The organism is Streptomyces sp. NPDC014734, from assembly GCF_043083325.1.
Taxonomy (GTDB): domain Bacteria; phylum Actinomycetota; class Actinomycetes; order Streptomycetales; family Streptomycetaceae; genus Streptomyces.
Window position 1 is genome coordinate 104,651 of record NZ_JBIBYN010000024.1, and the last position, 12,283, is coordinate 116,933.

The 12,283-nt window shown below is 72.4% G+C and carries 10 protein-coding genes; 8 read left to right on the forward strand and 2 right to left on the reverse strand.

Annotated elements, in window-relative coordinates:
• Nucleotides 1-7: 7 nt before the first annotated feature.
• The 5 genes from speB to ACF1CT_RS30530 all read left to right on the forward strand — a co-directional run bounded on the left by speB (nt 8) and on the right by ACF1CT_RS30530 (nt 6,382).
• Entirely contained in the window at nt 8-994 is a 987-nt protein-coding gene (speB, locus tag ACF1CT_RS30510) for an agmatinase (RefSeq protein ID WP_391787208.1), read from the forward strand.
• A complete protein-coding gene (locus tag ACF1CT_RS30515; RefSeq protein ID WP_391787209.1) occupies nt 991-2,433 on the forward strand; it encodes an aminobutyraldehyde dehydrogenase in 1,443 nt (480 codons plus the stop codon). The genes speB and ACF1CT_RS30515 overlap by 4 nt, the downstream gene beginning before the upstream one ends.
• 153 nt (nt 2,434-2,586) lie before the next feature.
• A complete protein-coding gene (locus tag ACF1CT_RS30520) occupies nt 2,587-4,143 on the forward strand; it encodes an APC family permease (protein ID WP_391787210.1) in 1,557 nt (518 codons plus the stop codon).
• On the forward strand, nt 4,140-5,264 hold the full coding sequence (locus ACF1CT_RS30525; RefSeq protein ID WP_391787211.1) for an alcohol dehydrogenase catalytic domain-containing protein: 1,125 nt from the start codon (nt 4,140-4,142) through the stop codon (nt 5,262-5,264). The genes ACF1CT_RS30520 and ACF1CT_RS30525 overlap by 4 nt, the downstream gene beginning before the upstream one ends.
• A gap of 248 nt (nt 5,265-5,512) precedes the next feature.
• Nucleotides 5,513-6,382 (forward strand): NmrA family NAD(P)-binding protein, encoded by an 870-nt coding sequence (locus ACF1CT_RS30530; RefSeq protein WP_391787212.1) that lies wholly within the window; start codon nt 5,513-5,515, stop codon nt 6,380-6,382.
• Between the two features lie 36 nt (nt 6,383-6,418).
• Here the strand turns inward: ACF1CT_RS30530 and ACF1CT_RS30535 are convergent, their stop codons facing one another.
• Together ACF1CT_RS30535 and ACF1CT_RS30540 are read right to left on the reverse strand one after the other, a co-directional pair.
• Nucleotides 6,419-6,835: an RNHCP domain-containing protein gene (locus ACF1CT_RS30535; RefSeq protein ID WP_391787213.1), complete on the reverse strand. Its 417-nt coding sequence runs from the start codon at nt 6,833-6,835 to the stop codon at nt 6,419-6,421.
• 39 nt (nt 6,836-6,874) lie between these two features.
• Nucleotides 6,875-7,309: an RNHCP domain-containing protein gene (locus ACF1CT_RS30540; RefSeq protein WP_391787214.1), complete on the reverse strand. Its 435-nt coding sequence runs from the start codon at nt 7,307-7,309 to the stop codon at nt 6,875-6,877.
• A 600-nt stretch (nt 7,310-7,909) separates the two neighbouring features.
• Here ACF1CT_RS30540 and ACF1CT_RS30545 point away from each other — a divergent pair.
• The 3 genes from ACF1CT_RS30545 (at nt 7,910) to ACF1CT_RS30555 (ending at nt 12,283) form a co-directional block, all read left to right on the forward strand.
• Nucleotides 7,910-10,492, forward strand: coding sequence for a bifunctional FO biosynthesis protein CofGH (locus tag ACF1CT_RS30545; protein WP_391787215.1), 2,583 nt, complete (start codon nt 7,910-7,912; stop codon nt 10,490-10,492).
• 178 nt (nt 10,493-10,670) lie between these two features.
• The gene (locus ACF1CT_RS30550; RefSeq protein WP_391787216.1) at nt 10,671-10,823 is read left to right on the forward strand and encodes a hypothetical protein; all 153 of its coding nucleotides are present in this window, start codon (nt 10,671-10,673) and stop codon (nt 10,821-10,823) included.
• A 326-nt stretch (nt 10,824-11,149) separates the two neighbouring features.
• Nucleotides 11,150-12,283 (forward strand): hypothetical protein, encoded by a 1,134-nt coding sequence (locus ACF1CT_RS30555; RefSeq protein WP_391787217.1) that lies wholly within the window; start codon nt 11,150-11,152, stop codon nt 12,281-12,283.

Sequence of the window (12,283 nt, forward strand, 5' to 3'; positions counted from 1 at the left end):
CTCACCCATGTCCCTCGCACAGTCCCCCAACGCGGACGGCCCCGTGGGCCCCGTCGGTCCCGTGGACAGCGCCCGCGTACCGCGCTTCGCCGGTATCGCGACCTTCGCGCGGCTGCCGCGCATCGAGGAGGTGCCCGCCGCGGACATCGCGGTCGTCGGCATCCCCTTCGACACCGGCGTCTCGTACCGGCCGGGCGCCCGCTTCGCGCCGGCCGCGGTGCGCGAGGCCAGCCGTCTCCTGCGCCCGTACAACCCGGCCCTCGACGTCTCCCCGTTCGCGTCCGTGCAGGTCGTCGACGCCGGGGACATCCCGGTCAACCCGTTCAACATCGGCGAGGCCGTGGCCACCGTGCAGGACGAGGTCGGCGCACTGATGGACACCGGTGCCTCGGTCGTCACCATCGGCGGCGACCACACCCTCTCCCTGCCGCTGCTGCGCGCCGCCGCCAGGAAGCACGGTCCGGTCGCGCTGCTGCACTTCGACGCCCACCTGGACACCTGGGACACCTACTTCGGCGAGCCCTACACCCACGGCACGCCGTTCCGCCGCGCCGTCGAGGAGGGCATCCTCGACACCGAGGCGCTGTCGCACGTCGGCACCCGCGGACCCCTGTACGGCAAGGCCGACCTCAGCGAGGACGAGCGCCTCGGCTTCGGCATCGTCACCTCCGCCGACGTCATGCGGCGCGGCGTCTACGAGGTCGTCGACCAGCTCCGTCAGCGGGTCGGCGACCGGCCGCTGTACATCTCCGTCGACATCGACGTGCTCGACCCGGCGCACGCCCCCGGCACCGGCACCCCCGAGGCGGGCGGCCTCACCTCGCGCGAGCTGCTGGAGATCCTGCGCGGGCTGCGCGACACCAACATCGTCGGCGGCGACGTCGTGGAGGTCGCGCCCGCCTACGACCACGCCGACATCACCGCCACGGCCGCCTCGCACGTCGCGTACGACCTGGTCAGCCTGCTGGCCCTGCGCTCGGAGGAGAAGCGATGACCGCCCGTCCCACCCTTCCCGCCCTGATCGGCGGCGTCCGGGTCCTGCCCGCCGACGGCCGGGCCCTGGAGCTGACCGACCCCGCCACCGGCGAGGCGTTCGGCGCCAGTGCCCTGTGCGGTCCGGACGAGGTCGAGGCGGCGGTACGCGCCGCCGGGGCCGCCTTCACCGGCTGGTCGAAGAGCACTCCGGGCGAGCGGATGACCGCCCTGCTGCGGATCGCCGACGAGCTGGAGCGCCGCGCCGAGGAGTTCGCGGACGCCGAGTGCCGCGAGACCGGCAAGCCGCGTCACATCGTCCTCACCGAGGAGATCCCGCAGAGCGCGGACGCGCTGCGCTTCTTCGGCGGCGCCGCCCGCATGCTGGAGGGCCGGGCCACCGGCGAGTACCTGACCGGGCACACCTCGTCGATCCGCCGCGAGCCGATCGGCGTCTGCGCCCAGATCACCCCCTGGAACTACCCGCTGATGATGGCGGTGTGGAAGATCGGTCCGGCCGTCGCCGCGGGCAACACCACGGTGATCAAGCCCGCCGAGACCACGCCGACCACCACGGTCCTGCTCGGCGAGATCTGCGCCGCGCACCTGCCCGAGGGCGTCGTCAACGTGCTCACCGGCGACCGGGACACCGGCCGCGCCCTTGTGGAGCACGAGGTCCCCGCGCTGGTCTCGCTGACCGGCTCCACCCGCGCGGGCGCCGAGGTCGCACGGGCCGCGGCCGGTGCGCTCAAGCTCACCCACCTGGAGCTCGGCGGCAACGCCCCGGCCCTGGTCTTCCCCGACGTCGACCCGGTCGCCGCGGCGGAGGGCATCGCCCAGGGCGCGTACTACAACGCGGGCCAGGACTGCACCGCCGCCTCCCGCGTCCTGGTCCACGCCGACGTCCACGACGCCTTCGTCGAGGCGCTGGCCGCGCAGGCCGACGCCACCCGCACCGGGCGGCCCCCGCTCGACGAGGAGGCCGACTTCGGCCCCCTCAACAGCGCCGGGCAGCTCTCGCGCGTCCTGGGCCTGCTGGACCGGCTGCCCGAGCACGCCACCGTCCGGGCGGGCGGCAAGCAGGTCGGCGACCGGGGCTTCTACCTCGCCGCGACCGTCGTCGACGGGCTGCGGCAGGACGACGAGATCGTCCAGGAGGAGATCTTCGGCCCGGTGCTCACCGTGCAGACCTTCACCACCGAGGAAGAGGCCATCGCCCTCGCCAACGGCGTCCCGCAGGGACTCGCCTCGTCCGTGTGGACGTCCGACCACGGCCGGGCCGTACGCTTGTCCGGGGCTCTCGACTTCGGCTGCGTCTGGATCAACACGCACGGCCTGCTCGCCTCCGAGATGCCGCACGGCGGCTTCAAGCAGTCGGGCCACGGCAAGGACCTCTCCGGCTACGGCCTGGAGGACTACACCCGCGTCAAGCACGTCATGACGGCGCACGGGACCGCCTGATCCCACCCCGCCGGTGACGGGTCCGGTTCCCCGGACCCGTCACGGCGCCGCACGTTCCCTCCGCTCCGCACCCTTCCTCAACGGTCGCGCCCCCCGCGCACCGGACGAGCGGACAGCAAGCGGCACCCACGAACCGCAGAAAGGCCGGCCGCCATGCCACACCACGCAGGCCCGCAGGGTACGAACACCGCCACCGGGGCGCACACCGGCACCGGCACCGACGACGGCACGGACACCGGTTACCAGCAGGAGCTGCACCGCGGGCTGAGCCTGTGGTCCACCTTCTCCGTCGGCTTCGCGACCGTCTCACCGGTCGTGGGGATCTACGCGGCGGTGTCCCTCGGCTACATCACCGCGGGCCCCTCCTGGGTCTGGCTGATCCCGCTCGTCCTGGTCCTCCAGCTCACCGTCGCCTCGGTCTACGCCTCGCTGGCCTCGCAGTGGCCCATCGCGGGCGGCTGCTACCAGTGGGTGCGCCGACTGGCCGGGGACCGGGCGGGCTGGTTCACCGGATTCCTGTACCTCGCCTCGGCGATCGCCTCACTGTCCACCGTCGCCTACCTGGGTGGGCCCTGGCTGTTCTCCCTGGTCACGGGCGACGCCCCGACCCCGGGGCAGCAGGTGCTGTGCGGTGTGGTCTTCCTGGTCCTCGCCCTGCTGATCAACCAGCTCGGTGTGAACCCGCTGAAGTGGTTCCTGAACGCGGGCATCGTCGCGGAGGCCGTCGCCTCGATCGGGATCTCCCTCGCGCTGCTGTTCTTCTTCCGCAACCACGACTTCTCGATCCTCTTCCAGGGCCCCGCGAGCGGCGGCGGAACCGCCGGGTTCATGGCCGCTCTCGCCGTCGGCGGCTGGGCCTTCCTCGGCTTCGACGCCTGCTCCCAGGTGTCCGAGGAGACCGTCAACCCGCGCCGTGACGTCCCGCGCGCCATTCTGCGCTCGCTGACCGCGGTCGGCCTCGTCGTGCTGCTCACCGCCCTGTCCGTGACGATGTCGCTCAAGGACGTGGCGGGCGCCGAGTCCGGCGAGATCGCCGACCCGGTCCTCGCGTCGGTCGTCGACGCGTTCGGCAGCTGGGCCGTGCGTCCGTTCACCGCCGTCGTCCTGATCGCCTTCATCGCCTGCGCGGTCTCCATCCAGACCTACCTCGGCCGGGCCGTCTTCGGCATGGCCCGCGACGAGATGCTGCCCGCCTCCCGGCTGCTGAAGAAGGTCGGCCGCCGTCAGGTGCCGCACGGCGCCCTGTGGACCGTCACCGTCCTGGCCTGCCTCGGCCTGCTCCTCGGCCTGAACGGCGACGCCGCCGGCACGTTGATGGCCTTCGGTTCCGGCGGCTTCTACATCGTCTTCCTGATCGTCACCGCGACCGCGCTGCGGGCCCGGCTCACCGGCCGGTGGGACCCCGACAAGGGCGACATGAAGATGGGCCGCAAGGGCCTGGTCCTCAACATCGTCGCGGTGGTCTGGCTGGTCTTCGAGGCCATCAACGTCGCCTGGCCGCGCGCCTCGCTCGCCGCTCCCGGCGCCCCCTGGATCGTGGTCTGGGCAGTGATCGCCGTGTTCTCGGCCCTCACCGTGATCGGCCTGATCTACCTGTTCGTGGCCAAGCCGCACCTGCGCATCGCCGCCAGCCAGTCCTTCGCCGAGCCCGACTCCACCCCCGCGGGCACCGGCCACCAGCCCACTTCCTCCCGGGAGACCGTCCGATGAGCACCCACCACAGCACCACCGGCCCCCGTCTCACCCGCGCCGTCGTCCACGACCCGGCCACCGGCGAGACCGGCATCCGGACCCTGACCCTTGCCGCGCCCCGCGCCGACCAGGTCCTCGTCCGGGTCATGGCCAGCGGTGTGTGCCACTCCGACCTGCACATCGTCGAGGGCGACTGGCCCACCGACACCCCGCTGGTCCTGGGCCACGAGGGTGCGGGCGTCGTCGAGGCGATCGGACCCGACGTCCACGACGTGAGCGTCGGCGACCATGTGATCCTCTCCTGGTTCGCGCCCTGCCGCCGCTGCGAGGCGTGCGCCGCCGGACGTGCCTGGCTGTGCGGCAACACCAAGGCCGTCTCCAACACGCTCCCCGACGGCTCCACCCCGTTCAGTGACGAGCACGGCGAGGACGTCCTGCCCTTCCTCGGCGTCGGCGCGTTCTCCGAGTACGTGGTCGTCCCGGAGGCCGCCGCCGTCCCGGTCGACCGGAACGTGCCCTTCGACGTCGGCGCGCTCATCGGCTGCGCGGTGACCACCGGGGTCGGCGCCGCCGTCCACACGGCCGACGTGCGCCCCGGCGACTCCGCCGTCGTCATCGGCTGCGGTGGCGTCGGGCAGGCCGTCGTCCTGGGCCTGCGCACGGTCGGCGCCCACCCGATCGTCGCCGTGGACCTCTCCGAGGAACGACTGGAACTGGCCCGTTCGCTGGGTGCCACGCACACCCTGCGCGGCGACGACCCGGACCTCACGGCCAGGGTCCACGAGATCACCGGCGGCGCCCACCACGCCTTCGAGGCCATCGGACGCCCCGCCACCATCGAAACCCTGCCGGGGCTGCTGCGCGCCGGTGGACAGGCCGTCCTCGTCGGCATGACCGCGATCGGGGCCAAGGTCTCCATCGACCCGTTCGACCTCGCCGACCAGGGCAAGTCGATCCTCGGCTGCAACTACGGATCCAGCGTCCCCGCCGTCGACTTCCCCCGCCTGGCGGCCCTGCACCGGGCCGGGCGGCTGCCCCTGGACCGCCTGATCGGCAACCGGGGCACGCTGACCGATGTCGAGCGGGCGTTCGGCGACCTGCGGGCCGGTGTCGGCCTGCGCACGGTCCTCAAGCCGTAGCCGTAGCCGTAGCCGCAGCCGCAGCCGCAGCCGCAGCCGTGGTCGTGGTCGCGGCCGACCGCCCGGCTGTCCGTCTGCCCGCCTGTCCGTCTGCCCGCCTGTCCGTCTGCCGGCCTGTCCGCTTCGAGGAACTGGCGACCGACGCCGCCCCTCCCGCTCGCTTCGAGCCCCGCTTCTCCCGCTCTCCGGTGGCGGTCCCGGCCTCCGCTGGTCAGCATGGGATGCGTGCCCTCGACCCGGGAGGAACCATGCCCATTGCCGTGCTCGGAGCGACCGGCGGACAGGGCGGCGCGGTGGTCGCCGCGCTGCGGGAGGCGGGGCGCCCGGTGCGTGCCGTGGTGCGGGACCCGGGCAGTGTGCGGGCCCGGGCGCTGGCGGCCGTCGGCGTGGAGGTCGTCGTCGGGGAGCTGTCCGACCCGGTCTCGCTCGCCGAGGCGTTCCGGAACGCGTCGGCGGCGTTCGCCGTGACCACACCGTTCCAGGAGGGACTGGACGCCGAACTGGCGCAGGGCGCGGCGATCGTACGGGCCGCGGAGGACGTGCGCCTGCCGTACCTGGTGCTGGCCTCCGTCGCCAGTGCCGACCGCGACACCGGTGTCCCGCACTTCGAGACCAAGGCCAGGACCGAGGAACTGCTCACGGTCTCCGGTCTCCCGGCGTCGGTGGTCGCGCCGACGTACTTCTACGACAACGCGCTGGGCGCGCTCGACGAGGTGGCCGCGGGTCTCCTCACCCTGCCGCTGCCCGGTGACCGGCCGCTCCAGCAGGTGGCGCGGCAGGACCTGGGCCGGGTCGTGGCCGCGATGGTGGCCGAACCGGGCCGCTGGATCGGGCAGCGCGTCGAGGTCGCGGGCGACGATCCCACCCCGGTCCGGATGGCCGGGGAGATCGGCAGGGCCGCCGGCGGCACGGTCACGTTCCGGCGGACCCCGCTGGAGGACCTGCGCACCGCCAACCCCGACATGTTCGCCATGTACCGGTTCCTGACGGACACCGGCTACCAGGTGGACCTGGAGGCGTTGCGGGCGCAGTTTCCCACCGTCCCCTGGACCTCGTACGGGGCGTGGGCGGAGACGCAGGACTGGCCGACGCCCCGGCAGCCCGGTCGTCGGGCATGACGACGACCGGGACGACCGGGACGACCGGGGCACGTGTCACCGCATGAGCAGTGCGCGTGCCGGGACGGTGCTGCCCGCCAGGGGGCGGACGGCCAGGCGCATCAGGGCGAGGGCGTTGTCGTCCCCCGCGATGCGGTTGGCGCTGAGTTCGCCGCAGGTCAGGCACTCGTGGATGAGCGTCCACTCCCCGTCCGGGCGTACGGACAGGCTGAGCGCCGCCATGCGGCCCCGGCAGTCCGCCGCCCGGTCGCCCGGTATGCGCCGGTCGACGTGCAGGCTGGTCAGGCAGTGCGGACAGTGGTTGCGGTGGGCGGTGCCCGGTGCGGTCAGCGGTACGTCGAGCCGACAGCCGACGCAACGGAACGCGTCGCCCCGGGCGCCTTCCGGGCCGTGCAGCACGTCCTTTCCGCGCTGCGGCCGGCGGACCGTACGGCGGGGGTTACGGCGTGGCACGGCGCTGCCCCCGTCCGTTCCCCGGCAGTGGGCGGCCGGTCACAGGTCACCGAACGCTTCGAGCGGGAAGGGCGGTTGGGCCAGTGGGCGCACCGCCATCCGCATCAGGATCAGTTGGTTGTCGTCCCCGCGGACCGGGTTCGAGGTCAACTCGTCGCAGCGGACGCAGCGGTGGACCACCATCCAGTCGCCGGTGCGCAGCACCGCGATGGAGATCGGGGTCATACGGCCCCCGCAGTCGGACGGACCGCCCTCGACGTGGTCGAGGCAGTGCAGTGAGTGCAGACAGCTCGGGCAGTGGTCGCGCCGGTTGCCGTCCGGGGCGAGCGTGGTGACGGTCAGTCCGCACCACAGGCAGGTGAAGACGCCGGTTCGCGCGACGGCGTCGGCGCCGCGGCCGTGACCGCGGGGAGCGGAGGGCCCGGTGGGCCCGTTGGACTTGGACGGGCGGTGCTGGGGTCGGTCGGTGGACACCCGGTGTTCTCCTTGCCGAAGAGGATGATCAACGCAGCAGGGGAAGTACCGAGCGGCCCTCGTGGGGCATGTGCCGGGAAACCACGGCGTGACTCGACACACGTCGGCACGCGGGTCGGCGCGCCGGCCGTTGCCGTGCGACGGGACGGGCCGTCGTGGGGCCGGTCCGGGTGCGCGTGCGCGTCGCGTTCGTGAACGTGTGTCAGCGGTCCGTGTGTCGGCGGATCCGCGCGTCGGAGGTCACCCGACAGGCTCTCAGAGGGATGCCATGGGGGTGCGTGTGCACGCGGGTCCGGTCGCCCCGACGCTCTGGGGAGCGCGACGAGGGAAGCTCGGGACCACGGGCCGGGGCATACATCAACTGCTTTCCGGGGCAGGCGCCCACAGGTCATCCGCGGTCGGTACCGCGGTCGGGTCGGAGCACCGTAACAACGCGTCGGCACACGGGCCACCGGTTTTCCCGCCGTCGGGGCCGCTGCCGGGGTCCGTGGCCCGGACCCGTGGCCCGGACCCGTGGTCCGGGAGGCCCGCCCGTGGTCCGGGAGGCCCGCCCGTGGAGGCCCCGGTCCGGTGCGTGCGCCCCGCTCGTATGCTCGGTCCATGACCGATGCCCAGCCCGGACGCCCGACCACCAATGCCATGCGGCGTGCCCTCAAACGCGCCCGTGACGGCGTCGCCCTCGACGCGACCGAGGCCGCGGTGCTGCTCCAGGCGCGCGGCGACGACCTGCGGGATCTCGCCGTCTCGGCGGCCCGGGTGCGCGACGCCGGGCTCGAAGCGGCAGGCAGGCCCGGCGTCATCACGTACTCGCGCAAGGTCTTCATCCCGCTGACCCGGCTCTGCCGCGACAAGTGCCACTACTGCACCTTCGTCACCGTTCCCGGCAAGCTCCGGCGGGCCGGTCAGGGCATGTTCCTGTCGCCCGACGAGGTGCTGGCGATCGCCCGCGAGGGCGCGGCCATGGGCTGCAAGGAGGTGCTGTTCACGCTCGGCGACCGGCCGGAGGACCGCTGGCCGGAGGCCCGGGAGTGGCTGGAGGCCGAGGGCTACGACGACACCCTCGCCTACGTGCGCGCCATGGCGATCCGGGTCCTGGAGGAGACCGGACTCCTCCCGCACCTCAACCCCGGCGTGCTGACCTGGACCGACCTCCAGCGCCTCAAGCCCGTCGCCCCGTCCATGGGCATGATGCTGGAGACGACGGCGACCCGGCTGTGGTCCGAGCCGGGCGGCCCGCACCACGGATCCCCGGACAAGGAACCCGCCGTGCGCCTGCGGGTCCTGGAGGACGCGGGGCGCTCCAACGTACCGTTCACCACCGGCGTCCTGATCGGCATCGGCGAGACGTACGAGGAGCGCGCCGACTCCCTCTTCGAGCTCCGGCGCACCGCCCGCGCCTATCACGGTCTCCAGGAAGTCATCGTCCAGAACTTCCGGGCCAAGCCGGACACGGCGATGCGCGGCATGCCGGACGCCGAGCTGGAGGAGCTGGCCGCGGCCATCGCCGTCGCCCGGCACATCCTCGGCCCGTCCGCCCGCATCCAGGCCCCGCCGAACCTCGTGGACGCCGAGTACGCCCTGCTCATCGGCGCGGGCATCGACGACTGGGGCGGCGTCTCCCCGCTCACCCCCGACCACGTGAACCCCGAGCGCCCCTGGCCGCACATCGACGAACTCGCCGCCAGGACCGCCGAGTCGGGGTTCACGCTCCGCGAACGTCTCACCATCTACCCGGAGTTCATCCGGCGCGGCGAACCGTGGATCGATCCCCGCGTCCTCCCGCACGTCCGCGCCCTCGCCGACCCGGAGACCGGCCTGGCCCGTGAGGGCGTGAACCCGTCCGGGCTGCCCTGGCAGGAACCCGACGAGGAGTTCGGCGCCACGGGCCGCACCGACCTGCACCGCACCATCGACACCGAGGGCCGCACCGGCGACCGGCGCCAGGACTTCGACGAGGTGTACGGGGACTGGGAGGCGCTGCGCGAGGCGGCGGCCCCCGGCATGGTCCCGTCCCGCATCGACACCGATGTGCGCCAGGCCCTGGGCCGGGCCGCCGACGACCCGACGAAACTCACCGACGACCAGGCGCTCGCCCTGCTCCACGCGGACGGCCCCGCCCTCGACGAGCTGTGCCGGATCGCGGACACCCTGCGCCGCGACACGGTCGGCGACGACGTCACGTACATCGTCACCAGGAACATCAACTTCACCAACGTCTGCTACACCGGCTGCCGGTTCTGTGCCTTCGCCCAGCGGCGCACCGACGCCGACGCCTACACCCTCTCCCTGGACCAGGTCGCCGACCGGGCCGCCCAGGCGTGGGACGTCGGCGCGGTCGAGGTCTGCATGCAGGGCGGCATCCACCCGGACCTGCCCGGCACCGCGTACTTCGACATCGCGCGGGCGGTGCGGGAGCGCGTCCCCGGCATGCACGTGCACGCCTTCTCCCCGATGGAGGTCGTCAACGGGGCCACCCGCACCGGCATGTCCGTACGGGACTGGCTGATCGCCGCGAAGGAGGCCGGACTCGGCTCGATCCCCGGCACCGCGGCCGAGATCCTCGACGACGAGGTCCGCTGGGTCCTCACCAAGGGCAAGCTGCCCACCGCGACCTGGCTGGAGGTCATCCGCACCGCCCACGAGGTCGGCCTGCGCTCCTCTTCCACGATGATGTACGGACACGTCGACCAGCCCCGGCACTGGCTCGGCCACCTGCGAACCCTGGCCCGGCTCCAGCAGGAGACCGGCGGCTTCACCGAGTTCGTCACCCTCCCCTTCATCCACACCAACGCCCCGGTCTATCTCGCGGGCATCGCCCGCCCCGGCCCGACCGACCGGGACAACCGGGCCGTCACCGCCATGGCCCGGCTGCTGCTCCACCCGCACATCACCAACATCCAGACGAGTTGGGTGAAGCTCGGCACGGAGGGCGCGGCCGAGATGCTGCGCTCCGGCGCCAACGACCTCGGCGGCACTCTGATGGAGGAGACCATCTCCCGTATGGCCGGGTCGAGTTACGGCTCGTACCGGTCGATCCAGGACCTGGTCGCCATCGCCGAACTCGCCGGCCGTCCGGCGAAGCCGCGCACGACGCTGTACGGCGAGGTGCCCGAGGAACGACGGCGGGCGGCGGAGGCTTCCGACGGGCACCTCCCGGAACTGCTGCCGCTGCTCCCGGACTGAGGGGACCGGACCGGGGCCGCACTGATCGCCAGGCAAGCGGAATCGGTGTCTCCCATTCCAGGCTTTGCTACCCCAAGTGCCTTGAAACAAACGGGAGTTGAGCGGTCAATACGATTGATCTTGGCTGGTCGCGACGCATAGCATCACGGCGCCGTTGTTGTCTGAGAGGAGTCGAAAGATGACACAAGCCGACACCATGGAAACAGCTACGTACGAGTCGTTGGTCGAGGACGCACTGCGCGAGCTCTCCGCGGCCGAATCGGCCGAGGTCCTCGTGCCGGTCGGCAGTGGTGACGAGGGACCGCTGATGGCGTGGTTCGTCTCCGGCTGACCGTGCCGATGAGGCCAGGGGCCGGTGCTGCGACCGGAAGGGCTCACCGGCCCGCGACGCCCGGCACGGCACCTCGCCGCGTTGTCACCTCGTCCGCGTACATCCAGTACGCCGACGGTGCTCCGCCTGGCGAAGCACCACACCGGACGCCGCGGGCTTCCCGGCAAACCGTCCCGGTCACAGCACCAGCTCGTCAGGGGGTTCCGGCCGCACGCGATTCCCGCGGCCGGAACCCCCGTCGCCCGGAACTCCCGTCGACCCGGCCTGATCCGGCCCGACTCGATTCGGCCCGACCCGACCCGACCCGAAGCCAGGGGGAGCACGCCTTGACCGTTGTGCAGGCCAGTCGCGACTTACGGGACGGAGTCGACGCACTCCTGGACCGCTACGCCGGACTTTCCGACGGCGACCACTGCGTCGTCGTCTTCGCCCCGGACAGCCGGGAGGCGGCCGCCTGGCTGGTCGCCGGACTGAAGCAGCGAAAGCTCAGCACCCAGGTCATCGGCATGCGGCCACTCGTGGACTACGGATTCGCCGCCCGCCTGAAGTCCGCCGTACCCGACCCCGCGTCCTTCACCGGCCGACTCGTCGTGTTCACGCTCGAACGCGACACGATGTCCCACTTCTCGCAGCTCGTGAACGTGATGCGGGAGTTCGGCACCGACCGCTGCATGGTGGTCCGCGTCATCAGCGCGTCGCGGGAGTTCTTCGAGCAGGCCCTCAACCTCGGACCTGACGAACTCAGCGCCCGCAACGCCACCTTGCTGAACCGCCTGACCAGGGCCCGCGCCGTCCGGGTCCGCAGCCGGGGCGGCACCGACCTCCGTATCCGGCTCGACGCCGAGCGGTACGACTGGATCAGTAATCGCGGTGTGTGGCGACCCGGCGGCTTCACCATCCTCCCGGCGGGGGAGATCGCCACGTACCCCGCCCGGATCGACGGCCGCCTGGTGGCGGACGGAGCGCTCAACTGCAACGTCATCACCCGTATCGACACCCGGCTGGCGGACCGCCCGCTGACGGTCGACATCGCGGACGGGCGCGCCACGGGCTTCACCGGGGGCGCCGACGACGTCCGCGAGCTGGTCGAACTCTGCTTCAAGCAGCCCCACGGCACCCGGGTGGGCGAGCTTGGTTTCGGTACGAACTCGGGCATCGACCGGTTCATCCCGGCCAACTCGCACATCAACGAACGGCGCGTGGGCGTGCACATCGGGTTCGGACAGCACAACCAGGACCGTGCCGTGGTCGACTACGAGGAGAAGGTGCACCTCGACCTCATCACCGACGGCGCGGAACTCTGGATCGACGACGATCCCGACCCCGTCGACCTGGCGGATCTCCGGCCGACCGGTGACGAGCACCCCGAGCTGGTGCGGGACGAGGACATCACCGGTGACTGCTGCGGGTTCGGCTACGGAGAACTGACCGACCCCACGACTGCGAGCACGAACGGCTGA